21 protein-coding genes and 1 tRNA gene are annotated in these 26,900 nt (G+C 73.9%); 19 read left to right on the top strand and 3 right to left on the bottom strand.

The features are described 5' to 3' along the window. Positions 1-4 precede the first annotated feature (4 nt). Positions 5-346, top strand: a complete 342-nt coding sequence (locus ACIO5E_RS20180) for a TadE family type IV pilus minor pilin (RefSeq protein ID WP_400669536.1) — start codon at positions 5-7, stop codon at positions 344-346. Further along, positions 334-834, top strand: coding sequence for an Rv3654c family TadE-like protein (locus ACIO5E_RS20175; protein WP_400669534.1), 501 nt, complete (start codon positions 334-336; stop codon positions 832-834). The genes ACIO5E_RS20180 and ACIO5E_RS20175 overlap by 13 nt, the downstream gene beginning before the upstream one ends. On the opposite strand, the gene ACIO5E_RS20170 is transcribed toward ACIO5E_RS20175, so the two are convergent. Continuing rightward, positions 829-3,282 (bottom strand): DEAD/DEAH box helicase, encoded by a 2,454-nt coding sequence (locus ACIO5E_RS20170; RefSeq protein WP_400669531.1) that lies wholly within the window; start codon positions 3,280-3,282, stop codon positions 829-831. The two genes, ACIO5E_RS20175 and ACIO5E_RS20170, sit on opposite strands and share 6 nt — an antisense overlap. Positions 3,283-3,503: 221 nt before the next feature. Between ACIO5E_RS20170 and bldG the strand changes: the two genes are divergently transcribed. The 13 genes from bldG (at position 3,504) to ACIO5E_RS20105 (ending at position 20,868) form a co-directional block, all read left to right on the top strand. Beyond that, positions 3,504-3,845, top strand: coding sequence for an anti-sigma factor antagonist BldG (gene bldG / locus ACIO5E_RS20165; protein WP_030240921.1), 342 nt, complete (start codon positions 3,504-3,506; stop codon positions 3,843-3,845). A 158-nt stretch (positions 3,846-4,003) separates the two neighbouring features. Next, complete coding sequence (locus ACIO5E_RS20160) at positions 4,004-4,423, top strand: ATP-binding protein (protein WP_400669526.1); 420 nt, start codon at positions 4,004-4,006, stop codon at positions 4,421-4,423. 194 nt (positions 4,424-4,617) lie between these two features. Continuing rightward, complete coding sequence (locus ACIO5E_RS20155) at positions 4,618-4,986, top strand: cyclophilin-like fold protein (RefSeq protein ID WP_400669523.1); 369 nt, start codon at positions 4,618-4,620, stop codon at positions 4,984-4,986. 142 nt (positions 4,987-5,128) lie between these two features. Further along, positions 5,129-5,881, top strand: a complete 753-nt coding sequence (locus tag ACIO5E_RS20150; RefSeq protein WP_400669520.1) for a small secreted protein — start codon at positions 5,129-5,131, stop codon at positions 5,879-5,881. 151 nt (positions 5,882-6,032) lie between these two features. Beyond that, a complete protein-coding gene (locus ACIO5E_RS20145; protein ID WP_400669518.1) occupies positions 6,033-7,565 on the top strand; it encodes a methyltransferase in 1,533 nt (510 codons plus the stop codon). Positions 7,566-7,808: 243 nt separating this feature from the next. Next, the gene (locus ACIO5E_RS20140) at positions 7,809-8,267 is read left to right on the top strand and encodes a DUF3592 domain-containing protein (protein ID WP_400669515.1); all 459 of its coding nucleotides are present in this window, start codon (positions 7,809-7,811) and stop codon (positions 8,265-8,267) included. Positions 8,268-8,656: 389 nt separating this feature from the next. Beyond that, entirely contained in the window at positions 8,657-11,527 is a 2,871-nt protein-coding gene (topA, locus tag ACIO5E_RS20135) for a type I DNA topoisomerase (protein WP_400669512.1), read from the top strand. A 236-nt stretch (positions 11,528-11,763) separates the two neighbouring features. Then, positions 11,764-15,213 carry a dTMP kinase gene (gene tmk, locus ACIO5E_RS20130; protein WP_400669509.1) on the top strand — a complete coding sequence of 1,150 codons (3,450 nt, stop codon included), beginning with the start codon at positions 11,764-11,766 and terminating at the stop codon, positions 15,211-15,213. A 270-nt stretch (positions 15,214-15,483) separates the two neighbouring features. After that, a complete protein-coding gene (locus ACIO5E_RS20125; RefSeq protein ID WP_400669575.1) occupies positions 15,484-16,695 on the top strand; it encodes a DNA polymerase III subunit delta' in 1,212 nt (403 codons plus the stop codon). Positions 16,696-16,990: 295 nt separating this feature from the next. Beyond that, complete coding sequence (locus ACIO5E_RS20120) at positions 16,991-18,127, top strand: hypothetical protein (RefSeq protein ID WP_400669506.1); 1,137 nt, start codon at positions 16,991-16,993, stop codon at positions 18,125-18,127. A gap of 119 nt (positions 18,128-18,246) precedes the next feature. Next, positions 18,247-19,950 (top strand): alpha/beta hydrolase, encoded by a 1,704-nt coding sequence (locus tag ACIO5E_RS20115; RefSeq protein WP_400669504.1) that lies wholly within the window; start codon positions 18,247-18,249, stop codon positions 19,948-19,950. Between the two features lie 105 nt (positions 19,951-20,055). After that, on the top strand, positions 20,056-20,712 hold the full coding sequence (gene leuE / locus ACIO5E_RS20110; RefSeq protein ID WP_400669574.1) for a leucine efflux protein LeuE: 657 nt from the start codon (positions 20,056-20,058) through the stop codon (positions 20,710-20,712). A gap of 82 nt (positions 20,713-20,794) precedes the next feature. Beyond that, a tRNA-Thr gene (locus ACIO5E_RS20105) sits at positions 20,795-20,868 on the top strand. Here the strand turns inward: ACIO5E_RS20105 and ACIO5E_RS20100 are convergent. Together ACIO5E_RS20100 and ACIO5E_RS20095 are read right to left on the bottom strand one after the other, a co-directional pair. After that, positions 20,868-22,274 (bottom strand): tyrosine-type recombinase/integrase, encoded by a 1,407-nt coding sequence (locus ACIO5E_RS20100; RefSeq protein WP_400669573.1) that lies wholly within the window; start codon positions 22,272-22,274, stop codon positions 20,868-20,870. The two genes, ACIO5E_RS20105 and ACIO5E_RS20100, sit on opposite strands and share 1 nt — an antisense overlap. Positions 22,275-22,380: 106 nt before the next feature. Continuing rightward, a complete protein-coding gene (locus tag ACIO5E_RS20095; RefSeq protein ID WP_400669501.1) occupies positions 22,381-22,698 on the bottom strand; it encodes a helix-turn-helix domain-containing protein in 318 nt (105 codons plus the stop codon). Between the two features lie 144 nt (positions 22,699-22,842). Here ACIO5E_RS20095 and ACIO5E_RS20090 point away from each other — a divergent pair, with 144 nt between their 5' ends. From ACIO5E_RS20090 to ACIO5E_RS20075, 4 genes are all read left to right on the top strand, one after another. Continuing rightward, a complete protein-coding gene (locus ACIO5E_RS20090; protein ID WP_400669498.1) occupies positions 22,843-23,343 on the top strand; it encodes a VOC family protein in 501 nt (166 codons plus the stop codon). 98 nt (positions 23,344-23,441) lie between these two features. Further along, complete coding sequence (locus ACIO5E_RS20085) at positions 23,442-24,311, top strand: hypothetical protein (RefSeq protein ID WP_400669495.1); 870 nt, start codon at positions 23,442-23,444, stop codon at positions 24,309-24,311. Then, on the top strand, positions 24,308-26,113 hold the full coding sequence (locus ACIO5E_RS20080) for a gamma-glutamyltransferase family protein (protein ID WP_400669492.1): 1,806 nt from the start codon (positions 24,308-24,310) through the stop codon (positions 26,111-26,113). The genes ACIO5E_RS20085 and ACIO5E_RS20080 overlap by 4 nt, the downstream gene beginning before the upstream one ends. 26 nt (positions 26,114-26,139) lie before the next feature. Further along, entirely contained in the window at positions 26,140-26,841 is a 702-nt protein-coding gene (locus ACIO5E_RS20075) for an FMN-binding negative transcriptional regulator (protein ID WP_400669489.1), read from the top strand. The last annotated feature ends 59 nt before the right edge of the window (positions 26,842-26,900 follow it).

The following is a 26,900-nucleotide window of genomic DNA, read 5'->3' as shown; positions in this document are numbered from 1 at the left end:
CGCAGTGGCCCTGCCGGCGCTCGTCGTGCTCGCGGCGATGCTGATCTGGGGTGTGCTGGCGGCGGCCGCGCAGATCCGCTGCGTGGACGCGGCCCGGGTCGGGGCCAGAGCGGCCGCGCGCGGGGAGGCGGACGCCGCCGAACTCGCCCGCGCGGCCGCGCCGCCGGGGGCCCAGGTGCGGATGGAGGTGGCGGCCGAGGTGGTGCGGGTCGAGGTGGACGCGCCGTGCGCGGCGCCGGGCAGGCTCGGCGAACTGCTCGCGGTACGGCTGGTCGCGGTCGCGGTGGCGGCGAGGGAGGACACCCTCGTGGGGGTCGCGGGGGGAGGTGGTTCATGGCCGTCCTGACCGGGGTGAGGTCGGCGGCGCGGCGATGGGCGGGTGCTCGTACCGTCCGGGCGGCCGCGGTGGGCGGGCGCGGGCCGGACACCGGCTCGGCGACGGTCTGGCTGCTCGCCCTGGCGATGCTGGGCACGGCGGTCTTCGCCGCGACGATCGCGGTCGGTGCGGTGGTCGCCGCCCGGCACCGGGCCGAGTCGGCCGCCGACCTGGCCGCCCTCGCGGCCGCGGACCGACTGCTGCTGGACCCGGACGGCGGGTGCGGGCGGGCTTCCGGGATCGCCGCCGCGCAGGGTGCCGCTCTGGTCTCCTGCGCGGTGGACCGGGCGGGGGACGCCGTCGAGGTGGTGGCCGAGGTGGCGGTCGGCGGGCTGCCGGTGCGTCTGCCGGTCGGTCCGGCGCGGGCGAGGGCCCGGGCCGGACCGGTGCGGGCCGCGGTCACCGCCGCCGAGGACGGCCTCGGCGGGGCGCCAGGTGAGGCGGTGGTGGGCTCATGAGCCGACCGGTGGTCCATCGTCCGCGTCCGGCTCGGACCTTGGCCGGGAGCCGGCAGCCTCGGAGCCTGCCTCTTCGGAGTCCGCCGCCTCGGAGCCTGCCACCCCGGCGTCCGCCGCCTCGGAGCCGGTCGCCGCGGGGGCGCCGGCCAGCAGGATGTCCAGGAGCTGAACGGCGGCGGCCTTGTCCAGCGGCTCGTTCCCGTTGCCGCACTTGGGTGACTGGACGCAGGACGGGCAGCCGCGCTCGCACTCGCAGGAGGCGATCGCCGCGCGGGTGGCCGCCAGCCACTCGGCGGCTCGTTGGAAGCCGCGCTCGGCGAAGCCGGCCCCGCCCGGGTGGCCGTCGTAGACGAACACGGTGGGCAGTTCGGTGTCGGGGTGCAGCGGGACGGAGACGCCGCCGATGTCCCAGCGGTCGCAGGTGGCGAACAGCGGCAGCAGCCCGATCGAGGCGTGTTCGGCGGCGTGGGCGGCGCCGGGCAACTGGTCGAGCGGGAGGTTCGCGTCCAGCAGCTGGTCCTCGGTGACGGACCACCAGACCGCGCGGGTGCGCAGCGTGCGGGGCGGCAGGTCGAGCTTGCTCTCGCCCATGATCTCCCCGGTGGAGATCCGCTTCCGGAGGTAGCCGACCACCTGGTTGACCACCTCCACCGAACCGAAGCTGAGTCGGCCCTCGCCCCAGGGAACCGTGGTGTCGGTGTCGAGCACGGAGACGGAGGTGATGTCGCGGGCGGCCGTGGTGTACGGCGGGTCGGCCGGCTCGACCAGGGCGACGGAGTTCTCCAGGTCGAGCTCCCGGACCAGGAAGGTACGGCCCTGGTGGAGGTGGACGGCTCCGGTGTGGACGGTGGTGTGGGCGGCCGCGGCGTCCACCGTGCCGAGCAGACGGCCGGTGTCGGCCTCGACGATCTGCACCGGGCTGCCACCGCTGCCGCGCAGGTCGACGGCGTCGGCCGCGCGTTCGCGGCGGGTCCAGTACCAGGAGCCGTCGCTGCGGCGGCGCAGCAGGCCGCGCCGTTCCAGGACCGGCAGCAGCGGTGCGGTGGAGGGCCCGAACAGCTCCAGGTCGGCGTCGGTGAGCGGTAGTTCGGCGGCGGCCGCGCACAGGTGCGGGGCGAGGACGTACGGGTTGTCCGGGTCGAGCACGGTGGCCTCGACGGGCGCCGCGAACAGCGCCTCCGGGTGGTGCACCAGGTAGGTGTCCAGCGGGTCGTCCCGGGCGATCAGGACGGCCAGCGCCCCCTGGGCCTCGCGGCCCGCCCGGCCGGCCTGCTGCCAGAGCGAGGCCCGGGTGCCGGGGTAGCCGGCCATCAGGACGGCGTCGAGGCCGGAGACGTCGACGCCGAGTTCGAGAGCGGAGGTGGAGGCGAGCCCGAGCAGTCGGCCGGAGTGCAGGGCGCGTTCCAGCTCCCGGCGTTCGTCGGCGAGGTAGCCGCCGCGGTAGGCGGCCACCCGGTCGGCGAGCGGTCGGCCGAGCTGGTCCTGGGTCTGGAGGGCGACGAGTTCGGCGGCCCGGCGGGAACGGACGAAGACGACGGTGCGGGTCTGCCGCTCGACCAGGTCGGTCAGCAGGTGCGCGGCCTCGGCGGTGGCCGTGCGGCGGACGGGCGCGCCGTGCTCGCCGACGTTCTCGGTCAGCGGCGGCTCCCAGAGGCCGAAGACCATCGGCCCGCGCGGCGAGGCGTCCTCGGTGACGGCCTGGGCGGGCAGGCCGGTCAGGCGCTCGGCGGTGGCGGCCGGGTCGGCGGTGGTGGCGGAGGCGAGCAGGAAGGTGGGTGACGAACCGTAACGGGCGCAGATGCGGCGCAGCCGCCGCAGCACCTGGGCGACGTGCGAGCCGAACACGCCCCGGTAGCTGTGGCACTCGTCGACGACCACGTAGCGCAACACCTTGAGGAAGGAGGCCCAGCGCGCGTGGGCGGGCAGGATGCCGCGGTGCAGCATGTCCGGGTTGGTGAGCACGTACGAGGCGTACTGGCGGACCCACTCGCGCTCCTCGGGCGGGGTGTCGCCGTCGTAGAGGGCGGCCCGGACCCGGGGCGGCGCGAGTTCGGCGGCCCGGCGGCGCTGGTCGGCGGCGAGCGCCTTGGTCGGGGCGAGGTAGAGCGCGGTGGCGCCGCGGCCGTTGCGGGCCTCGGTGCCGTCCAGCAGATCGCTGAGCACCGGGGCCAGATAGCCGAGCGACTTGCCCGAGGCGGTGCCTGTGGCGATCACCACAGTCTGACCGCTTTTGGCCAGTTTCATCGCTTCTGCCTGGTGCGCCCAGGGTCGCTCCACCCCGACGTCGAGCGCGGAGGCCACGATCTCGGGCCGGATCGACTCGGGCCATGGCGCATAACGTGCAGGTCGGGCGGGAAGGTGCTCCGTATGGGTGAGCCGGTCGGACCGCCCCCGGCTGGCTGACAGGGTCGTGAGCAGTGCCTCGGGCGGGCTGTGTCGGGGCGGCATGAGGACCCAGTGTGTCACCGGCGTGACGGAGAATCGTCGTAAGCCATCGTGCGGGCATGGTCACAGGTGGTTGAATGTGGCCGTGACGGCCGGATGGCCGTGGGTCGCAGCGCCGAGGCTTGCCACGCGTGGCTGGGCGCGCCCGGGCTCGCGACCATGCGGTGGCGGCCGGCCGGCCGAGGATCGCACATGACGTAGCAAGGCAAGGTGCTGGAGGTTCCGTGGACCTGTCCCTGTCGACCCGTTCAGTCGGCGATCGTACGGTCGTCGAGGTTGGCGGCGAGATCGATGTGTACACCGCCCCGAAGCTGCGGGAGCAGCTGGTCGAGCTCGTCAACGACGGCAAGTACCACTTGGTCGTCGACATGGAAGGCGTGGACTTCCTGGACTCGACCGGGCTCGGTGTGCTGGTGGGCGGTCTGAAGCGAGTGCGTGCCCACGAGGGTTCGCTGCGCCTCGTCTGCAACCAGGAGCGCATCCTGAAGATTTTCCGCATCACCGGCCTGACCAAGGTCTTCCCGATCCACACCTCGGTGGACGACGCGGTCAGCGCGACCGACTGACGCGGCCGGGCCGGCCCGCAGTGGTCGGCCCGTTCGCTCCACGCGTCCGGGTGCCGGGGCCTGCGGGCCCCGGTGCTTCCCGGCCGCTCCAGGGCCGGTTCCACCGGCCCGCAGGGGCCGCATCGTCGGCCCCGGTCGGAACACCCCGAGGGGGAGAGATGGCAACCGTCGAACTTCGATTCAGCGCGCTTCCGGAGCACGTGCGAACGGCTCGGCTGGTCGCCGCGGCCGTCGCCAGACGGGCCGGGGTCGACGAGTCGGTGCTCGACGAGGTACGGCTCGCGGTCGGTGAGGCGTGCTCCCGCGCGGTCGGCCTGCACCAGCGCGGCGGCATCGGCGGCACGGTCCGGGTCGCGTTGACCGATCAGGAGAAGCGTTTCCTCATCGAGGTCGAGGACGAGGCCGGCCCTGCCGCCGTCCCGGCCGAAGGTGCCGCCGAGGGCGCGGACCCGGACGAGGACACCCTGGGCCTCGCCGTGATCACCGGCCTGGTCGAGGACCTGGAGGTCACCAACGGTGCGGACGGGGGCCTGATCCGGATGAGCTGGCCGGTCTCGGTCGAGTCCGTGGCGGTCTGAGGGCCCATCCTCCGGGCGCCGGCTGGTCCAGCCCCGGGCAGTTCAGCCCCAGGGTGGTCCAGCTCCGGGCAGTTCAGCCCCAGGGCGGTCCAGCCCTCGGGAGTCCGTTGACAAATTGTTGAACCTGGCGGTTCGCTGCTTCCGGCACGACCGGGTCCGATCGGTGATCGGACCTGTCGCGGAGAAGGAAGATCATGCGGATTCGCATTCTGTGGTCGGCCGGGCAGGCCACCGCCACGCTCGCGGCCACACCCACCGCCGAGGCGCTCTGGGCCGAGCTGCCGATCAGCTCTTCGGCGAGTACCTGGGGCGAGGAGGTCTACTTCGGCACGCCGGTCAGCGTGCCGTGCGAGGCCGACGCCCGGCAGGTCGTCGAGCCGGGCACGGTCGCGTTCTGGACCGACGGCGACAGCCTCGCGCTGCCGTACGGGCCGACGCCGATCTCGCGCGACGGCGAGTGCCGGCTGGCCGGCCCTTGCAACGTCCTCGGCGCGCTGGACGGGGACGCCCGGGTGCTGCGCACCGTCCGGCCCGGTGATCCGATCCGCGTCGAGCGCGCCTGAGCGGGCCCGCACGTCCTGACGGGCGGAGGCCTGCGGCCCCGGGCGTCCGAGGACGGGCAACCGGCAACCGGGAACCGGGGAGCCGACACCGGCCGTGTAGGTTCGACGACCGAAGACGACCGAAACCGAAAGGCTTCTCCCGGTGAACAAGCGACTGCTGGCCGTACCCGCCCTCGGCGCGCTGCTCGCGTTCGGCGCCGTCGGCTGCGGCGACGACAACGGCAAGCAGCTGGAGGCCTGGGCGTCGAACGTCTGCGGCTCGGCCAAGGACCCGATCGCCCAGGCGCAGACCGCGCTCGCCGACACCGGCCAGGTGAAGACCGGCGAGGCCCCGGCCGACCTGCAGAAGCGGCTGTCGGCGGACATCGGGCGGCTGGCCAAGACCAACCAGGACATCGCGGCGGCCATCAACGCCGCCGGTGCGCCCAAGGTGGCCGACGGCGCGAACCTGCAGAAGGACACCGTTGCCGAGCTGACCAAGGCGGCCGACGGCTACCAGGACGTCCAGAAGAAGCTGGACGCCCTGTCCAGCGACGACCAGGCGAAGTTCGCGGACGGGCTGCGCAGCGTGGCCGACCAGGTCCAGCAGCTGGCCTCGCTGTCCACTCAGGCACAGGGCAAGCTGCAGCGCGGCGACCTCGGCGCGGCCATGGCCAAGCAGGAGGGCTGCAAGCCCGCCGGCTCCACGGCCCCGAGCGCCGGGGCGGGCGCCACGTCGGGCGGCGGCGCGTCCGCCACCCCGAGCGCCGGGGCGGCCGGTGGGACGCCCGCGCCCGGCGCGACGGACGGCGCGAGCCCGGCGGCCACCCCGTCCACGGGCACCGACACCACCCCGGCGGCCCCGCCGGCCACCCCGTCGACGGCTCCGACCACCCCCGCGCCCAGCGCGAGCTGAGCCCAGGGTCGTCGGGCCCGTCGGGCGGGCCGGGCCCCGGACCGGACTCGACCGGCCCCGGGGCCCGGCCCGCCCGAGTCGTCGCGTGACTGCGCAGCCGCCCCGCCCCGGTGCGGCGGCTGCGCACCCTGCCCCGGGGGACAATGACGGGGTGATCAGTAGCCCCGTTCTCGACCTGACCCGCCTCGCCAAGCTGCGCGAGGCGCTGCTCGACGCCTCGTTCACCGCCGACGGCTGCCTCGACCTGCTCGGGCCCACCGGCTATGCGGCGTTGGCCCGTAGTGAGGCGGTGCCGGCCCTGCGGGCGACCCGGGGCGGCAGCCCGCTGGAGACGCTGGTCCGGCTGTTCCTGCTCCAGCAGCCGGTGCCGTACCGGGCGGCCGCGGCCGCGCTGCCGGTCGAGGACTGCCTGGCCGACGGCTGGCTGCGCTCCGACGGCGATCTGGTGCGTGCCACCGTGGACGTCCGGCCGTACGCCAACGAGGTGGCCGGGATGCCCAGTTCGGACGCCTGGGTGGTCTCCGACCTGGGCTGCGCGGTGGGTGGCGCGGGCGGTATCGGGTCCGGTGAGACCGCGCACGGGGTGGCCCGCAAGGATCTGGTGCTCGGGGTCGGCGGCGCGTCGACCACGCTGGCCAACATCACCGTGCGCCGCCCGGTCCGGGCCGCGCTGGACCTCGGCTCGGGCTCCGGCGTGCAGGCGCTGCACGCGGCCCGGCACGCGCGGCAGGTGACCGCCACCGACCTGAACCCGCGCGCGCTGCGCTTCTCCGAACTGACCCTGGCGCTGTCCGGTTTCGGCCAGGCGGAGGCGCTCACCGGCAGCCTCTTCGAGCCGGTCGGGGAGCGGCGGTTCGACCTGATCGTCTCCAACCCGCCGTTCGTGATCTCGCCGGCCGGTCGGTTCACCTACCGTGACGGCGGCATGGCCGGCGACGACCTGTGCCGCAGCCTGGTCCGCTCCGCCGCCGACCACCTGGAGCCGGGCGGCTACTGCCAGTTGCTCGCCAACTGGCAGCACGTCAAGGGCGAGGACTGGCACGAGCGGCTGGCCGGCTGGGTGGCGGGCACCGGGCTGGACGCCTGGATCGTCCAGCGCGAGGTCCAGGACGTGGCCCAGTACGCCGAGTTGTGGCTGCGGGACGGCGGCGACCACCGCGGCCCCGGCGGCGACTACCAGGCCCGGTACGGCGAGTGGCTGGACGCCTTCGAGGCGGGCCGGGTCGAGGGCATCGGCATGGGCTGGATCACCCTGCGGGCGAGCGGCGCCGAGCGCCCGACCGTCCGGGTGGAGGAGTGGCCGCACCCGGTGGAGCAGCCGCTGGGCCCGCACATCGAGGAGTGGTTCGACCGGCAGGACTTCCTGCGCTCGCACGACGACGCGGGCCTGCTCGCGGCCCGCTACGTGCTGGCCGACGAGGTGGTCCAGGAGCAGGTCGGCGCGCCGGGTGCGGAGGATCCGGAGCACGTGATCCTGCGCCACAACCGGGGCATGCGGCGCGCCACCAAGGTGGACACCGTGGGCGCCGGTTTCGTCGGGGTCTGCGACGGGACGCTGTCGGCGGGCGAGATCGTGGACGCCATCGCGCAACTGCTCGGCGAGGACCGGGTGGTCCTGCGGGACCGGGTGCCGGAGTCGCTGCGGCTGCTGACCGAGCAGGGGTTCATCCGCCCGGCGGGCTGACCGGGCCGCGGTTCGAGGCGGCCGGTGCCGGTCCGTCTGGGTGGCCGGAGCCGGTCCGTCGAGGTGGCCGGGACTGGTCCGTCGAGGTGGCCGGGACTGGTCCGTCGAGGTGGCCGGAACCGGTTCACCGTCCCGTACTCCCTGGTTCGTCCGGCCGTCGCCGGTCGGCCGCCGCGCGTTGGCCCCCTGCTGTGAAGCTCTGTCCACAGGCTGTGGACAGGGCTGGGGAGCCGGGGGCCAGGGGTGGACACGACGACGGCGACGGTGGGCGGGCTGGTGCTCGCCCTCTTCGGTGGCGTGCTGCTGCTCTGGTGCGCCGCCGAAGTGCGCCTTCGCCACCGGGTGCGCCGACGGGGGGCGTCGACGGTGGCCACGGTCGTCGCCGAGGACGAGGCGCACGGCCAGCTCGACAGCGCGCCGCTGCTCTCCTTCTCCGTCCTGCCGCCGGCCGGCGGGTCCGGCACGGGCCGGATCGCCGAGCTGGTGCTCACCCGTCCGCGCGGCCACACCCCGCTGCGCCGTCCGGACCGCTTCACGCCCGGCGCCTCGGTGCGGATCTGCTACGACCCGCGCCGCCCGAGCCGGGTGGTGCTGGCGGCCGGGGAGATCGGCCGGGCGGCCGTCGCCGACCTGTTGTGGAGCGTGCTCGGCGTGGGCTGTCTGGTGGCGGGCGCCGGGCTGCTCACGGCGGTCAACGGCTGATTCCGGGGCGCACCGCCGACCCCGCGAGGCGTTCGCCGGGAACCGCGGTCGCCGCCCCCGGCGGGCGTCCGGGCAGTCGTCCCCCAGTGCCGCCGATACTCCGTTGACAGATTTCGAAATCCGTCATTCCATCCTCCGGAACCCGCCGGAGCCCCCTCCACGGGGCGCGAACCTCCGTCATCGGGTTACCGTTCGAGTGGCGTCGGTGAGCTCGGTAACTGAAAACGCGGGATGCGTCCGTTTGACAAGGGTGGCCGGGGTACGGTCACACTCCGCTGGTGGGGTCGTCGTACAGCGGCACCCCCGGGACGGTGGAGGGGTCGGGCGGAGCGCAGCCCGGGCTGCCGGCGCCGACCAGCCCACATAAGGACCGGGAGAGAAGAGCGAAGGTGTCCCCGAGCAGCGAGACCGCGCACGGACAGCGACTCGTCATTGTCGAGTCGCCGGCCAAGGCGAAGACGATCAAGGGCTACCTTGGCCCCGGCTACATCGTCGAGGCGAGCGTCGGGCACATCCGCGACCTCCCCAGCACCGCGGCGGAGGTCCCGGACAAGTACACCGGTGAGGTGCGCCGCCTCGGGGTGGACGTCGACCACGACTTCGCACCCATCTACGTGGTCAACGCGGACAAGAAGTCCCAGGTCAGCAAGTTGAAGTCGCTGCTCGCGGAGTCCGACGAGCTCTTCCTCGCCACCGATGAGGACCGCGAGGGTGAGGCCATCGCGTGGCACCTCCAGCAGGTGCTCAAGCCCAAGGTGCCGGTGCACCGGATGGTGTTCCACGAGATCACCAAGTCGGCGATCCAGGAGGCGGTGGCCAACCCGCGCGAGCTCAACCAGCGCCTGGTCGACGCCCAGGAGACCCGCCGCATCCTCGACCGCCTCTACGGCTTCGAGGTCTCGCCGGTGCTGTGGAAGAAGGTCATGCCGAAGCTCTCGGCGGGCCGCGTGCAGTCCGTCGCGACCCGCCTGGTGGTCGAGCGCGAGCGCGAGCGGATCGCCTTCCGCACCGCCTCGTACTGGGACCTGGTCGGCACCTTCGGCACCGGCCGCACCGCGGCCGACGCGGCGAACCCGGAGACCTTCGGGGCCCGGCTCTCCTCGGTGGACGGCAAGCGGATCGCCAGCGGCCGTGACTTCGGTTCGGACGGCCGGCTGAAGGCCGGCAGCGCCAACACCCTGCACCTGGACGAGCAGGCCGCCCGGCAGCTGGCCGCCGCCCTGGAGCAGACCGCGTTCAGCGTCCGCAGCGTCGAGTCCAAGCCGTACCGTCGCTCGCCGTACGCGCCGTTCCGCACCACGACGCTCCAGCAGGAGGCCAGCCGCAAGCTCGGCTTCGGCGCCAAGCGGACCATGCAGGTGGCCCAGAAGCTGTACGAGAACGGCTTCATCACCTATATGCGTACCGACTCCACGACGCTGTCGGACACCGCGGTCTCCGCCGCCCGCGCGCAGGTCACCCAGCTGTACGGCGCCGACTACCTGCCGGACGCCCCGCGCACCTACGCCAGCAAGGTCAAGAACGCGCAGGAGGCGCACGAGGCCGTCCGCCCCTCCGGCGACCGCTTCCGCACCCCCGCCGAGACCGGCCTGAGCGGCGACGACTTCCGGCTCTACGAGCTGATCTGGATGCGCACCGTCGCCTCCCAGATGAAGGACGCGGTCGGCCAGTCGGTGACCGTCAAGGTCGGCGGCGCCTCCGCCGACGGCCGCGACGTCGAGTTCTCCGCCTCCGGCAAGATCATCACCTTCCACGGCTTCCTCAAGGCCTACGTCGAGGGCGCCGACGACCCGAACGCCGAGCTGGACGACCGCGAGCGCCGGCTGCCGCAGGTCGTCGAGGGCGACCCGCTGGCCGCCGAGCAGCTCACCCCCGAGGGTCACGCCACCAAGCCGCCGGCGCGCTACACCGAGGCCTCGCTGGTCAAGGAGTTGGAGGACCGGGAGATCGGTCGCCCCTCCACCTACGCCTCGATCATCGACACGATCATCCAGCGCCGGTACGTGTTCAAGAAGGGGACGGCGCTCGTCCCGTCCTTCCTCTCCTTCGCCGTGGTCAACCTCCTGGAGAAGCACTTCGGCCGACTGGTCGACTACGACTTCACCGCCAAGATGGAGGACGACCTCGACCGGATCGCGGCCGGCGAGGCCAAGTCCGTGCCGTGGCTGAAGCGCTTCTACTTCGGCGAGGGCGACGGCCACGCGACCGGCGGTGCCGCCGAGGCCGGCAACGGCGACGGCGACCACCTGGGCGGCCTGAAGGAACTGGTCACCGACCTCGGCGCGATCGACGCCCGGGAGATCAGCTCGTTCCGGATCAGCGACGACATCACCCTGCGGGTCGGCCGCTACGGTCCGTACGTCGAGCGCGCCTCCGCCGTCGAGGGCGAGCCCGGCCAGCGCGCCGACATCCCGGACGAGCTGCCGCCGGACGAGCTCACCGTCGAGCTGGCCGAGGAACTGCTGGCCAAGCCCAGCGGCGACTTCGAGCTCGGCCCGGACCCGGTCAGCGGCAACATGCTGGTGGCCAAGGACGGCCGCTACGGCCCGTACGTGACCGAGATCCTGCCCGAGGGCACGCCCAAGACCGGCAAGAACGCGGTCAAGCCGCGCACCGCCTCGCTGTTCAAGACGATGTCGCTGGACACCGTCACCCTGGAGGACGCGCTGCGGCTGCTCTCGCTGCCGCGCGTGGTCGGGGCCGACGCCGAGGGTGTGGAGATCACCGCGCAGAACGGCCGCTACGGTCCGTACCTCAAGCGCGGCACCGACTCCCGCTCGCTCACCAGCGAGGACCAGCTCTTCACGATCACCCTCGACGAGGCTCTGGTCATCTACGCCCAGCCCAAGCAGCGCGGCCGGGCCGCCGCCGCCCCGCCGCTCAAGGAGCTGGGCACCGACCCGGTCAGCGAGCGCCCCGTGGTGGTCAAGGACGGCCGCTTCGGCCCGTACGTGACCGACGGCGAGACCAACGCCACGCTCCGCAAGGACGACGAGGTCGAGACGATCACGCCCGAGCGCGGCTACGAGCTGCTCGCCGAGAAGCGGGCGCGCGGGCCGGTGAAGAAGGTGGCGAAGAAGGCCCCGGCCAAGAAGGCGACCGCGAAGAAGGCGACGGCGACCAAGACCGCCGCCACCAAGACCGCGGCCGCGAAGAAGACCGCCGCCAAGAAGACCACGACGGCGAAGGCGGCCACGGCGAAGAAGACGGCGGCCAAGAAGACCGCCGCGAGCAAGGCCGCGGCGACCGACGAGGGCTGATCCTCCGGCAGCGCCCCGCCAGTGGCTCGGACGGCGATCGGACGGCGCTCGGAGGGCGCTCGGAGGGCGCTCGGACAGGGCCTCCACCAGTGCCGACGGGCCCGCGTCCCCACCTCGGGGACGCGGGCCCGAGGCCGGTCGGACTCTGTGCGCGGAACGTCACAACCCGGTGATGAGCGGGATCCGGAACCCCGTTCGTCTCATTCCGGCCAACCCCCGCCCGCTACGCTGACCGTATGACGAGCGAGGAGCAGCCCACCCCCAGCGCCGCCCCGGCCGCCAGCGCCGCCACGCCCGACCTGCCCGAGGTCGCGCCGGCCGGGACGCCGGTGGAACGGGCCCGGGCGCTGCTGCGGACACGCCCCTACCGGCGCCTGTGGACCACCCAGCTGATCGGCGGCACCGCCGACCGGCTCGGCCTACTGGTGCTGCTCGCGCTCACCGTGATCGCCGCGGCCCTCGGCGGCCAGTTCGGCGACCTGCCGCGCAGCCTCGCCTTCGCCGTCGCCGCGGTCCTCGCCGTCCGGCTGGCGGCCACCGGGCTGATCGGCGTCGCGTTGCTCGGGCCGGTGCACCGGCTGGTCACGGGCCGGCTGGACCGGCGCTGGACGCTGTTCGGCGCCGACACGCTGCGCGCGCTGCTGATCGGCCTCGCGCCCTGGTGGACCGTCTGGCTGGGCTCCGGCCCGAAGCCCTCCGGCGCCGCCACCTACGTCCTGCTCGCCACGGTGTTCGTCACCGGTGCCGCCGAGCGGGTCCGGGGGATCGCCGAGGACGCCGCCGTCCCCGGCCTGCTGCCGCCCGCCAACCCGCACGCGCCCGCCGCCGAGCAGCGGCCGGCCGCCGCCAACCTGGACACCGTCCGGAGCATCGACCGCTTCACCGGCTGGGCCACCGCGCCGCTCGCGGCCGTCGGCCTGGTCGTCCTCACCCTGCTGAACAACATCGGCGCGGCGCTCGGCTCGGACTGGCTCCGGGCCCACCAGGTCACCTTCGCCGCGCTCGGCGCGGCCGGCCTGTTCGCCGCCTCGGCCGCCCGCGGCTACCTCCAGCAGCTGCCCGTCGGCGCGCTGACCGTCGCCCCGCACTCGCCGCTGCAGGGCCTGCGCGCGCCCACCGACGCCACGCCGGGCCCCGCGCTGAGCAAGGGCCGCACCGGCAGCGCCCCGTACTTCACCTTCGCCGTCGCCGCCGGCTACGCCTCGATGGCCGGCGTCGCCGCGCTCGCGCTGCTCACCGCCGCCGAGCACCGGGCCGGGCCGATCGGCTACGGCCTGCTGGTGCTCGCAGCCACCGCGGCGCCCGCCCTCGGCTCCCGGCTCACCCGGGCCACGCTGCCCGCGCTCTCCCGCCGCCGCCTGCTCGCGCTGGCGCTGCTCACCGAGGGCGTGGCGCTGATCCTGGCCGGGCTGGTGCTGGACTTCGTGCTGGTCCTGGCACTCACCCTGCTGGCCGGCCTCACCGCCGGGATCGTCGTCTCCGCCGGGCGCACCCTGCTCGCCCAGGAGGTGGAGGAGGCCCGGCTGCCGAAGGTCACCGAGCACCTGTACGCGGTGCTGCGGGTCGTGGTCGGTGCCGCGCTGGTCGTCGTCCCGCTGATCGCCGCGGTCTACGGGGACGTCGAGTACGGCAGGGTCGAGCCCGGCTCCTTCACCTTCATCCACGGCGGCGCGGCCCTGGCCGTCGCCACCTCGGGGCTGCTCACGCTGGTCCTCGCCGCCGTCGTCCTGCTGCGGACCGACGACCGGCGCGGTACCGCGCCGTTCGGCCGGGACCTGGTGGACGCGGTGCGCGGCGCCGTCGCCCCGGCACCGCACCGGGGCGCCGGCACCGGCTTCTTCATCGCCCTGGAGGGCGGCGACGGCGCCGGCAAGTCCACCCAGGCCCAGGCGCTTGCCGAGTGGATCCGCGGCAAGGGGCACGAGGTCGTGCTCACCCGCGAGCCCGGCGGCAGCCCGGTCGGCCAGCGGCTGCGCGGTCTCGTCCTGGACGTCGGCAACACCGGCCTGTCGCACCGCGCCGAGGCGCTGATCTACGCGGCCGACCGGGCCGAGCACGTCGAGAACGTCATCCGGCCGGCCCTCGCCCGCGGCGCCGTCGTGATCACCGACCGGTACATGGACTCCTCCATCGCCTACCAGGGCGCCGGGCGCGACCTGGCCGCCACCGAGGTCGCCCGGATCTCCCGCTGGGCGACTGGCGGGCTGCTGCCCGACCTGACCGTCGTCCTGGACGTCGACCCGACCCGGGCCCGGGAGCGCTTCACCGAGGCGCTCGACCGGTTGGAGTCCGAGCCCACCGAGTTCCACCAGCGGGTCCGGTCCGGCTTCCTCGCCCTCGCGGCCGCCGACCCGGCGCGCTACCTGGTCGTCGACGGCAGCCAGGCCCCGGGCTTCGTCACCACCGCCATCCGGCACCGGCTCGACCGCGAGCTGCCGCTCTCCGAGCAGGAGAAGGCCGCCCGCGCCGAGCAGGAGCGGCTCGCCCGTGAGGAGGCCGAGCGCCGCGCCGCCGAGGAGGCCCGCAAGAAGGCCGAGGCCGAGGCGGCCGAGCGCAAGCGCCAGGAGCTGCTGGAGCAGCTGCGGGCCGAACAGGCCGAGAAGGAGCGGTTGGCCAAGGAGGAGGCCGAGCGGGTCGCCGCCGAGGCCCGACGCAAGGCGGAGGAGGACGCCCGCCGCCGGGCGGAGGAGGAAGCCCGCCGCCGCGCCGAGGAGGAGGCCGAGCGCAAGGCCGAGGAGGAGGCCCGGCTGGCCGCGGAGGCCGCCGAGCGCAAGCGTCTCGCCGACGAGGCGGCCGCCCAGGTGGAGCTCCAGCGCCAGCGTGAACTCCAGCGCGAGGAGCAGCGCCGCCGGGCGGAGGAGGCGCTGCAGCGGGCCGAGGAGGCCCGGCTGGCGCAGGCCGCCGCGCTCGCGGCCGCGGCTGCGGCGGCGGAGACGACGGCGGACCGGGCGGCGGCCGGGAGGCTGGGCGCCGGTCCGGTTCCCGGGGAGGCCGTGACCACCGAGCTGCGGGCCGTCCGGGACGTTCCGGGCGCGGGTCCTGCGGGCACCGTCGGCCCTGGTGGGGGCGACGAGGCGACGAGGGAGCTCTCGCTGCGGGACCGGCAGACGGCCGCCCGTGCGGCGGAGGCCGTCGACGCGACCACGCAGCTGCCGGTGGTCCCGCCGGCCGCCGCGGACGAGACGGCCGTGCTGCCGAGGGTCCCGGCCGAGGCGGACCGGACCGCGGTGCTGCCGCGGGTCGAGCCGGGCGGTACGCCGTCGGGTCGTACGTCGCCGGGTGGTGCGCCGTCGGATCGGGTGCCGGGCAGTGTGGCGCCGGGCGGAGTGGTGCCGGGTCGCGCGGAGGACCGGGTGCCGCCGGGGCTGTGGCGCGAGGAGCCGGTGGACAGCACCCGCGAGCTGCCGGTGGTCGGCGCCGAGCCCGAGCCCGCCGCCGAGTCGCAGGCCACCGCCGAGCGGCCCCGGCCGGAATGGGCCGAGGAGACGCCGATGGACGACCTGCCGAGCCTCACCGACACCCTGCTCGGCACGCGCGACGAGTGGGCGAACTGGGATCACGGCGGTGGCCAGGCCCCGCAGGACCCGCGTGGCGGCCAGGACCCTCGCGCCGGCGGCGACCGGGGCGGCGACAAGGGCGAGGGCGGCGGCAAGGGCAAGGGCCGTCGCTGGGGCCGCCGGGGCTGACCCTGGACGGCTGGACGGCTGGACGGCTGGACGGCTGGACGGCTGGACGGCTGGACGGACGACGGGCGGCGTCGTCGGGGTGGAGTGCCCCGGCGGCGCCGCCTTCGTCGTTCGGCGTGTCCGTCGTCCGATGCGGTGGGCGTCCCTCGGCGGGGACGTCCGTCGGCGGCGGGTCACCCGGACGGCGCCGTGGCTGTCCGAGCGGGCACGTATGCTCGACGGCGGGGAAGAGGCGCCGGGAGCGCTGCCGTACGGAGCTTGGGAGCAGCAGTGGCCGTCTGGGACGACCTGGTGGGCCAGGAGCGGGTGGTCGAGCAGCTGACCGCCGCCGCCCGGGCGGCCGGGGCGACGGTCGAGGCCGGTCGCGGGGCCGGTCCGCAGCCGGGCGGGAACGCCTCCCTGATGACGCACGCCTGGCTGTTCACCGGCCCGCCCGGGGCCGGGCAGGTCACCGCCGCGCGCGCGTTCGCCGCGGCCCTCCAGTGCACCAGCCCCGACCTCGCGCTCGGCGGCACGCCGGGCTGCGGATTCTGCGACGGCTGCCACACCGTGCTGGCCGGCAGCCACGCCGACGTCAAGTACGTCCGGACCGACGGCCTGTCCATCGGCGTCGGTGACATGCGCGCCCTCGTGCTGCGCGCCTCCAGCTACCCGACCGGCGGCCGCTGGTCGGTGATCCTGGTCGACGCCGCCCACCGGCTCACCGAGGCCGCCGCGAACGCGCTGCTCAAGGGTGTGGAGGAGCCCTCCCCGCGCACCGTCTGGCTGCTCTGCGCCCCCTCCGTCCAGGACGTGCTGCCGACCATCCGCTCGCGCTGCCGCCTGCTCGTCCTGCGCACGCCCGCCGCCGAGGCCGTCGCCGACATGCTGGTCCGCCGCGACGGCGTCGAGCCGGAGACCGCCCGGCTGGCCGCGCTCGCCGGGCAGGGTGACGTCGAGCGCGCGCGTCGCCTCGCCGTCGACGAGCAGGCCCGCACCCGCCGCACCGACGTGCTGCGGATCCCGCTGGAGGTCGCCGACATCGGCGGCTGCCTGGCCGCCGCCCAGCGCCTGGTCGACACCGCCAAGGCCGACGCCGAGGCGCTCGCCGAGACCCAGGACGCCAAGGAGACCGACGACCTGAAGGCCGCCTACGGCGCCGCCGAGGGCAGCAAGGCGCCGCGCGGCATGGCCGGGGCGGTCAAGGAGCTGGAGAAGCGGCAGAAGAGCCGCGCCACCCGCACCCGCCGGGAGACCCTCGGGGTCGCGCTGCTCGACCTGCTGGGCTTCTACCGGGACGTGCTCGCGCTCCAGCTCGGCTCCACCGGCACCCTCGCCAACGAGGACCAGCGGCAGGCGCTGAACCGGGTCGCGCAGGATGGTCCGCCGGAGGGCACGCTGCGCCGGATCGAGGCGGTGCTCGCCTGCCGGCGGGCGCTGGACCGCAACGTCGACCCGCTGCTCGCCGTCGAGGCGATGACGGTGGCGCTGCGCGCGGGCTGAGCCGCCTGTCGGGTGGGGGTGCCGGGGCAGGGTTGCCGGGCGGGGCTGCCGAGCCGTGCCGCTGGGCCGTGCCGCTGGGCCCTCCGAAGCGGGGTGTGCCCGGCGTAGGCCTCCCGGAGCTGGCCTGCTGTCCCACCTTCGAGTGAATGCTCGATACGCGCCGAGCACACCCACGTGTGACGGTCCGCCCGTTGTGCACGCTGGGGGCCGACTGCGCCCCGTTGCCGGGGCCGTCGCCCCCGTACGGCGCCGGGTCCCGTCCGGCGCCGGCCCTCCTCCCGAGGTGGTGCGTCCCATGGTTCGTTCGCTCCTCGTCATCCCCCTGCTGGCGGCCGCGCTGGGCGGGATCTGGCTGGCCCGCGGCGCGCTCCAGCGCTGGCGCGACCTGCGCGCCGCCCAGACCTACGAACTGGCCGGCGACCGCTGGCCGATGCTGGTGCGGGCGGCCGGAGCGATGGTCTGCGGGGTCTGTGTCACCGCGCTGACGCTGCTCACGGCGCTCGGGGCGTTCGGCGGCCTCGGCCACGGCGACCAGGAACCGGACCGCGCGGAGCCGGCGGTCGACGCGGTGAGTGCGGGCGCGGGCGAGGGCGCGGCGGCCAGGCAGCAGGCGGCGCCGCCCGTCGTCGCCGAGCCGGCCGCGGCCTCCGCCACGTCGTCGCCCACCGTGGCCAGCCGCTTCGACAGCGTCGGCCACCCGGGCGGCGGCGAACTGCTGCAGTCCGCCGTGCTCGGCCCGGACGGGCAGCCGCGCAACGTCCGGGTCTGGCTGCCGCCGCAGTACGCCAAGGAGTCGAACGCGCGCTTCCCGGTCGTCGTGATGCACGCGGCCGCCCCGAACAAGACCGCCGACGCCGAGGTCCCGGACGTCTTCGAGGGCATCAACTCGGCCCTGCAGACCGGCCGTGCCCGCCCGTTCATCCTGGTCACCCCCGAGGCGCCGAACGGCACCGCGCACCCGTGCGACCTGGTCGCCGCCGCCCCGGCCGCCGTCGCCGACGACGCGACGCTGCGCACCACCATCGCCGCCTCCTTCCGCACCCTGCCGCCCGGCCCGGCCTCCTGGGGCACCCTCGGCGTCGAGGGCGGCGCGTCGTGCGCGGCCGCCGCCGGACTGTCCCGCCCCGACCTGTACGGGGTGGCCGCCGCAGTCTCCGGCCGGTACGACGCCGCCGCGCTCGCCCAGACCGGCGCCGAGGCCCCGGCCGGCAGCGCCGCGAAGCTGCTGCTGGCCGCCGCCAAGGCGGACTCGGCCGGGCTGGACGCGGCCCGCAAGCTCCAGGCCGCGCTCAAGGCCGGTACCGGCCCGGCGGCCAAGGCCGAGGTGCGGATCTCGGACAACGTGCAGGACTACACCCCCGACCGGGAGCGGCTGCGGCTCGTTCGGCAGGCCGCGCAGTACCTGGCCGAGGCGCTGGCCAAGGCGTCCTGACCCGGCGTCAGTGCGTCATCGCCGCCCGGTGCCCACGGCGGGCACCGGGCGGCGCGCTGTGGTGCAATGCGAGTCCGGTCGCCGGTCGGCGACCCGGAGTGACGATCGAAAGGGAGCGGATGAGGGCCACCGGGCGAGTACTGGCTGCGGCGCTCGCCGCCGGGCTGCTGGCGGGCGGGTGCGGCGCGGGTTCGTCCGGGACGGGCGGCGTCGAGCCCTCCGGTTCCGCGGGCGCGACCCCGTCGGACTCGGCCGGGCCCGCGGCGCCGACTGCCGCCGCCGCGCCCAGGGTCACGCCGCTGGAGCCGCTGCCCGCCGCCGTACCGGCCGCGCTCGCCCCGTACTACGCGCAGCGGCTCGCCTGGAAGTCGTGCGACGGCGGGTTCGAGTGCACCACCTTCCGGGTGCCGCTGGACTACGACCGCCCCGGCGACGGCGACCTCACCCTGACGGCCGCTCGCGCCCTCGTCCTCCCGCCGCCCAAAACCAAAACCAAAACCGGAACCGGAACCGGAGCCAGGACCGGAGCGGGGGGCTGGAGTGGGGACCTGGGCGGGGACGGCTCCGGTCAGGGCAGCCGGATCGGCTCGCTGCTGCTCAACCCGGGCGGGCCCGGCGGCTCGGCGATCGAGTACCTGCAGATCGCCGCCGATACGTACGACAGCGGCGTGCGCGCCCGGTACGACCTGGTCGGCCTCGACCCGCGCGGGGTCGGCCGCAGCAGCCCGGTCAGCTGCCTGAGCGGCCCCCGGATGGACGCCTTCACCGCCGTCGATCTGACCCCCGGCGACCAGCGCGGGATCGACGCACTGGTCGCCGCCGACAAGGAGTTCGCCGAGGGCTGCCGACAGCACACCGGGGCGGCGCTCGGCCACCTCAGCACCGTCGAGGCCGCCCGCGACATGGACGTGCTGCGCGCCCTGCTCGGCGACAAGCGGCTGAACTTCGTCGGCAAGTCCTACGGCACCTTCCTCGGCGCCACCTACGCCGGGCTCTTCCCCAGCCGGGTCGGGCGGCTGGTGCTGGACGGCGCGCTGGACCCGTCGCTCGACGCCGCCACCAGCAACCGCACCCAGGCCGGCGGCTTCGAGATCGCCTGGGCCGCCTTCGCCAAGGACTGCGCCCCCCGCAAGGACTGCCCGCTCGGCCGGACCGAGCAGCAGGTCGGCGAGCAGCTCACCGCCCTGCTCGCCACCGTCCAGGCACACCCGCTGCCCAGCACCGACAAGGGTCGCCGGCTCACCGGGGCCCAGGCGAAGACCGGCGTCATCCAGGCCATGTACGCCGACTCCCTCTGGCCCAAGCTGCGCTCCGCGCTCACCGCCGCCAAGGCCGGCGACGGCACCGGCCTGCTGAAGCTCTCCGACTCCTACTTCGGGCGCGAGGCGGACGGCTCGTACCCCAATCTGATGTCCGCCAACACGGCGGTGAACTGCCTCGACCTGCCCGCCGCGTTCGCCGGGCCGGCGGACGTCCAGCGCGCGGTGCCGGAGTTCGAGCGGACCTCGCCGCACTTCGGCCGCGACATGGCCTGGATGGCGCTGGCCTGCACCTACTGGCCGGTCCGGGCCACCGGCGCGGCGCACACCATCCGGGCCGCCGGCGCCGCCCCGATCGTGGTCGTCGGCACCACCCGCGACCCGGCCACCCCGTACGCGTGGGCCCAGGCGCTGGCCGGGCAACTGGAGTCCGGACGCCTGCTCACCTACGACGGGGACGGCCACACCGCGTACGGGCGCCACAGCGACTGCGTGGACGACGCGGTCAACCTCTTCCTGCTGGAGGGCGAGGCCCCGGAGCACGGCGAGCGCTGCAACTGGTAGGCGGCGGAGCGCCCGGTCGCCCGGATGGTTTTCGCTTCAACCGACGGCCGGTGCGACGTTACGATGAGCGCCCCCCTGCTCTCGTCCCCCTCCCCGGAGCGCACCGTGCTCGGAGTCAACGACCTGGCGACCTACATCCTCGGCGCCCTCGTCATCGTCCTACTGCCCGGCCCCAACTCGCTGTACGTGCTGTCCGTCGCCGCCCGCAAGGGCGTACGGACCGGCTACCGGGCCGCCGCCGGCGTCTTCGTCGGCGACCTCACCCTGATCAGCCTCACCTCGCTGGGCGCCGCCTCCCTCCTGAAGGCCAACCCGGCCGTCTTCGCCGTGGTCAAGCTCGGCGGCGCCGCCTACCTGCTCTGGATCGGCTACGGCATGCTCCGCGCCGCCCGCCAGCTCTGGCGCGAACGCCAGGCCGCCACCGCTGCCGCCACCACCGCCGAACCGGCCGCCGAGCCCGTCGAGCGCCCATTCCGCCGAGCCCTGGTGATCAGCCTGCTGAACCCGAAGGCGATCCTCTTCCTGCTCTCCTTCTTCACCCAGTTCGTCGACCCCGGCTACGGTCAGCCGGCTCTCTCCTTCGGCCTGCTCGGCGGCATCCTCCAGACCTTCAGCGTGCTCTACCTCTCCCTGCTGATCTTCGCGGGCACCACCCTCGCCTCCGCCTTCCGCCGCCGCAAGCGCCTCTCCGCCACCCTCACCAGCGGCGTCGCCGTCCTCTTCGCCGGCTTCGCCGCCAAACTCGCCGTCTCCTCCGCCTGACCCCGCCCCCTCGCATCCAGGTGTGGATCACCCGCGAAACCCGTGTAGACTGGCCCGCGTTGCCACCACGCGTGGCAACGGTGCCGCCTTAGCTCAGTTGGCCAGAGCAACGCACTCGTAATGCGTAGGTCGCGGGTTCGAATCCCGCAGGCGGCTCAGAAACGGAAAGGCCCGGTCAGCACTCTGACCGGGCCTTTTGGCGTCTGCATCATGCGTCGGCGACGGCGGGCGCGGGCCGCCCGCGTGTTCGTGGTCTCAGTTGTGGTCTCACTTTCGGCCGGTTGGGGCCAGAGCGCGTTGCCCATCCGCCGGGCCGCTTCGCGGGTCGTCGGGGTGGTCGTCTTGACGTAGCGGCGGGTCATGCTGATCTGCGAGTGGCCGAGGATTTCCATGATGGTGAACGGGTCCACCCCCAACTCGTTGAGGATCGTCCCGGCGGAGTGGCGGCTGCCGTCGTGCTGGCGCCGGTCCTCGATCCCGGCCTCGGCCAACAGCTCCTTGAACTCCTCCCAGTCGGCGTGGGGGTCGACCGGCTGACCGTCTGGACGGCAGGTGACGAGGCCGTATTCCTGCCACTCCTCGCCGGCCGCCGTCCTCCACTCCTCCTGCTGCTGACGCTGCTCGCGAAGGAGCGGGATCAGCGGCGGCAGCAGGGGAGTCGTGCGACGGCTGCCCTTGGTCTTCGGGCGGGTGAACGCAAGGCCGCCGCCGTGCCGCTTCGGGCAGGTGCTGGCGTGCCGGTCGCACTTCGGCGGGCAGGGCTTCGGGCACCCGTGCGTGTAGCGGCGGTGCTTAGTACACCCGGGCTCGCACGCGTCTCGGTGCAGCCGTTCGCCGCACGCGTGAGGGTCGTCGCACCCGTGGCGCCACTTCAGCCGCTGGAGCTGCCAGGGCGTATCCATCTGCCCGGCATCCTCATCGACGTACTTCCAGCGCAGGCCAAGCGCCTCACCTTGGCGCAGGCCCTGACCGACGCCGATCACCCACCGGACCCGGGTCGGGCGCTTCATCGCGGCGACCAGGAAGCGCCGGGCCTCTTCCTGGGTGAACGGGTTCGCGTCCGTCTCCTCGACCGTGGGGGAGTCGACCAGCGTGGCGACGTTGCGGGCGACCTTCCCCCGGCGGTGGGCGATCTTCAGCGCGCGGGAGATGATCCGGTGCACCTTGAGGATGTGCGATCCGGCGCGGCCCTCGGCGCGGAGCTGCCCGTACAGCTCGTCCAGGTGCGCCGGCAGCAGCCGGTCCAGCCGGTGCTTGCCGATGCCGGGGATGATGTGGTTTCGGGTCTTGGACCAGTAGTCGTCGAGGCCGCGCGGCTTCAGCCTCTGGTTCGCGATGGTGGTCAGGTAGGTGGTCATCCACTGTTCGAGGGTCGGCGCCCGGCCAGCCGCTGCCACCTGACCCGCGTCGCGGTCGGCCTCCAACGTCTTTGCCTTGCACCGTACTTCGGGCTCAGTCTTGGCGCTGCGGTGGCGCCGGTCGGGGCTGCCGTCCGCCTTGACACCCATGGTCGCGCGGCCGTGCCAACGGCCGTCCGCGCCCTGGTAGATGGTCGATTCCATGGTGGGCGGGCGGGTCTTGCGCTCGCTCACGTGGTGCTCCTGAAGTGGCGAGGGCGCCGGGCATGGTGCTGCCCGGCGCCCTCGAAGGACTGGTCGGTGGTACTGGTCAGGCGACGTTGGCGGTCTGGCGCTCGATGTAGGCCTCGACATCGGCGGGCCGGATGCGGCGGGAACGTCCGATCCTGATGGACGTCAATTCCTTCTCCGCCAGGAGCTGGTAGAGCGTCGAGCGCCCGATGCGCAGCATCTTCGCGGCCTCCTCGGCGGTCAGCAGAACCGGGCGAATCGTGGCGGCGGGCACGGTCATGGGGGTTCCTCGGGCGGGGGCGAAGCGCCGGAGCTGTCCGCTGGCGTGGTGGGCGGTGCTGGGCCACTTCTTGGTGTGGGTCTCCGGGGGCGCGAGGAGGTTGAGGAGCTGGGTCATGGTGCCGGTTACGTGAACGACTGGCTGTAGTGCCGGTGTCCCATAAAGCGGGGAACTCCCCGAACCGCATTGGGGGGCGATCATGACATGGCGACAGTAGTGTCCGCGTCCGGACGCGACGTTTCCCCGCTGGAGTGATGAGACATGAGAGAGACGCCATCGGATGTCACCCTGGCGACCCAAGTCGGATTTCCCAGGCTGCGGTTTCATCATGTCGGAGTGCAGACGACTGACCTTGAGAACAGCGTCCGCTGGTACGGGGACTTTCTCGGGTGCCAGCGGGCGTGGTCGCTTGACCAGTTCTCCGAACTGACCCGTAGCCGCCTGCCTGGGATTCGCGAGTTGACTGAGATGGTTCTCGGCGACGTCCGCTTTCACCTCTTCGGCCGGCCCGGCCGTAAGTCCGAGCCGGCCGAGAGCGCCGTGCAGTTCCAGCACTTCTGCTTCAGCGTGAGCACCGCCGAGGACCTGATATGGCTTCGGCGGCGCTGGATCGAGCTCTACGAGTCCGGCCGTTACGCGTTCGCGACAGATGAGCAGCCGACCGACATCGTGATCGACGAAGACGGCGTGCAGAGCTTCTACACGTACGACGTCAACGGGCTGGAGTTCGAATTCACCTTCGTGCCGGACGGGCTGTCATGAAGCCAGCCGCTAGTGGTGCGCTGTGCGACGCGCCGGCCGTTGGGCGATGGGACTTCGGCGGGCTCCCGTATGGTCTCGAACCGCTGATCCTGCCGGCGGTGGGAGATCCCGACGGTCCGGCGGACGCGGTTCCGGCCTGGGACTACGCCGAGAGCTGCCGACGCCTGGCCGATCTCGGCGAACGCGGCCTGCTGACGCCCGAGGTCGAGCCATGCGAATCGCCGGACGAGCTGTTCTGGTTCCGGTGGCTCACTGGGCACCAGGTGTGCTTCGTCGTGTGGCGGCTGATCGCTCAGCTCGTGGACGACCTCGACCAGGGCCGCCGGTCGGCCGACGAGGTGCTGCCACAGATCAGCCACTACGTGGACGGCTACTCCGCGATGCTGCTCTACACCGGCTCGTGCCCGCCCGATGTCTACAACGTCCTGATCCGGCCGAGCATGCGGTTGCGGCACCGCGCGTTCAGCGGCGCCTGGGCGCCGGACTACTGGCCGATCCGGGATCTCTTCCGCCGCCGTCGGCTGCCTGGGAGCTCTGACACCGACGTCAGTGAGCTGCTGGACGCCATCACCCTGCTGCACCTCGTCCACGACGGGGTCGCCGCGCGCCTGGTCACCAACGGCCGGTCGCTGCTGCGCGAGGCCGCCGTCCGCGGTCCTGGTCACCGGCCCGCAGGGCTGATCTACGACTCCTATTTCACGACGCTGCGGGCACCGGTCCCCCGGCACGAGGTCGTGGCCCAGTTGCTGCGCCGGCTCGTGGCGATCGCCCAGGACGTCGCCGCGAACGGGCTGTACGCGGCGGGTGACGCTGACGAACGGCCTGCCGAGCTGCAGAAGCCCGAAGTGGTCAAGTGCGAGAACAGCCTCGTCGACATCCTGCTGGGCGTCGCGCAACACGCATGCGGCCTTCCGTCCCAGCCGCTGCCCACCTTCCGTATGAAGCCTGGCCGAGGAGTAAGTCTATGACCGTCCTGCGACCGGCGCTGACCGGAACCCTCGGCGGCGTGGCCGCGACGCACTGGCTCGCGTCCGCCGTCGGTATGGGCATCCTGGAGCGCGGCGGCAACGCCTTCGATGCGGCGGCGGCCGCCGGGTTCGCCCTGCAGATCGTCGAGCCGCATTCGAACGGGCCGGGGGGTGACGTCGTGATCGCCGTCTACTCGCGCTCGACCGGCGCGGTCCGCATCATCTGCGGCCAGGGCCCGATGCCACAGGCGGCGACCATCGACGCGTTCGGTGCGCTCGGCATCAAGCAGATACCCGCAGGCGGCCTGCTTCCGGCGACCGTGCCGGGAGCCTTCGGGGCCTGGATGCGACTGCTCGGTGAGTTCGGCACCATGCCGCTGGAGTCCGTCCTCGAACCGGCGATCGGATACGCCTCCCGCGGCTACCCGCTGCTGCCCGCTGCCGCGTCGACGATCGGGGCCATGGCCGACCTGTTTCGGACGGAGTGGACCGATTCGGCCCGCACCTACCTGCCGGGCGGCGCGGTTCCAGCAGCCGGTTCCCGGATGCGCAATGAGGCACTGGCCGACACCTATCGACGGCTGATCCGCGAGGCGCGGGCGAAGTCGGCGGACCGGGAAGCCCAGATCGAGGCGGCTCACACCGCCTTCTACCAGGGCTTCGTTGCCGACGCGATCGACCGCTTCGCGCGGACCAGCGACGTGTTCGACTCGACCGGCCGGCGCCATCGTGGCCTGCTGACCGGCGACGACCTGGCAACCTGGCGGCCGGGCGTCGAGGCCGCCTGTTCGCTGCCGTACGGCGAGTTCACCGTCCACAAGCCGGGACCCTGGTCCCAGGGCCCGGTGTTCCTGCAGCAGTTGGCCCTCCTGCAGGGGTGCGACCTGCGCGCCATGGGGCTGGGCAGCGGCGAGTACATCCACACCGTCGCCGAGGCGGCCAAGCTCGCGTTCGCCGACCGGGAGGCGTGGTACGGCGACCCGGAACACACGCCGGTGCCGATGGCCGAGCTCCTGGCGGCCGAATACTCCGCTGAGCGGCGCTCGCTCATCGGCGAGCAGGCGAACCTCGATCCGCGGCCGGGACGGCCGGGCGGCGCCGAGTCCTGGATCCCGCAGGCGGAGCCGGAGGAGCCGGGCGTGGAGGAGCCGGAGTGGATGGCCCATCTGCGCAGTGGCCTGCCCACCGTCACCCCGATCGGTCCGCGGGCCGGTGCCGGGAACACCTGCACGGTGGCCGTCGCCGACGCGTGGGGGAACCTGGTCGTCGCCGTGCCCAGCGGTGGCTGGCTCAAGAGCTCGCCGGTGATCCCGGAACTCGGTTTCGCGCTCGGCACCCGAGGCCAGACGGCGTGGCTCACCGAGGGACACCCCAACTCGCTCGCGCCCGGACGGCGTCCCCGCACCACGCTGAGCCCCAGCATCGTGCTGCGCGGCGGCGAGCCGTTCCTGGCCTTCGGAACGCCGGGCGGTGACCAGCAGGACCAGTGGACGCTCCACGCGTTCCTCGCAGTTGCCGAGTTCGGATACGAGCCGCAGGCGGCGGCCGAGCTGCCCGCCTGGCACATCGACCACTTCCAGCAGTCGTTCGCACCGCGCACCTCGCGGCCGGGCGTGGTGGTCATGGAGCGCTCGTTCGACCCCGCCGTGCTGGCCCTGCTGGAGAAGAAGGGCCACCGGCTCGACGTGGTGCCGGAGGGCACGCTCGGCAAGGTCTGCTCCGCCGGTGTCGACCCGGCCACCGGTTTCCTGCGGGCCGCAGCCGGTCCGCGCGGCCGCCAGGCGTACGCGGTGTGCCGTTAAATTTCCGATCATGTGAGGCGGTAGCCATGTTCGTGCCCAGCCACTACCAGATCCAGGACGAGCACTGGCACCGCCGGATCATCGACGGCCACCCGCTGGCGACGCTCACCACCAACGGTGCGACCGTGCCGTGGGCGTCACGCCTGCCGGCCCTCGTCGCTCCGGGCCAGCCCCGGTCCGGCCCGCTCACCGGCACGGAGCTCTTCGGCCATCTCAACCGCGCCAACCCGCACTGGAAGGCGCTGGCCGACGGCACGTACGCCCGGCTGATGTTCGACGGGCCGGGCGGATTCGTCACCCCGGCCGTCTACCCCGGTGACCCGTCCGCCCCGACGTGGAACTTCGCGGCCGTGCACGTCTGTGGGCGGATCCAGCTGATCCACGAGCCGGAGGAGACGCTCGAGGTCGTCCGGTGGACGGCCGAGCGCCTGGAGAAGCGCTTCGGCGCCGGCTGGGACCAGACCGCGTCGGTCGACTACTTCCGCCGGATCCTGCCCGGCGTCGGTGCCTTCCGGCTCCGGATCGACGAGGTCGAGGGGCTGTTCAAGTTCAGCCAGGAGAAGCCGGCGGACGTCCAGGAGTCGGTGATCCGGCGCTACGAGGCCGATGACAGCGGCACCGGTCGGCCGATCGCCCGACTGATGCGCGAGGCCGGGATGGGGCAGCCGGCCGGGGCCGGACTGCCTGGTCGGACGCCGGACGGCGCCGCCGGGGTCTGCCCGTTCTGACCGGCCCCGGACAGCGGAACGATCGGTCGACCACGGTGTGGGGCGCGCCGTAACGTTCG

Origin of the sequence: Kitasatospora sp. NPDC087314 (genome assembly GCF_044744365.1) — a bacterium.
Lineage (GTDB): Bacteria > Actinomycetota > Actinomycetes > Streptomycetales > Streptomycetaceae > Kitasatospora.
This window is presented reverse-complemented; position numbering and strand designations above follow the sequence as displayed.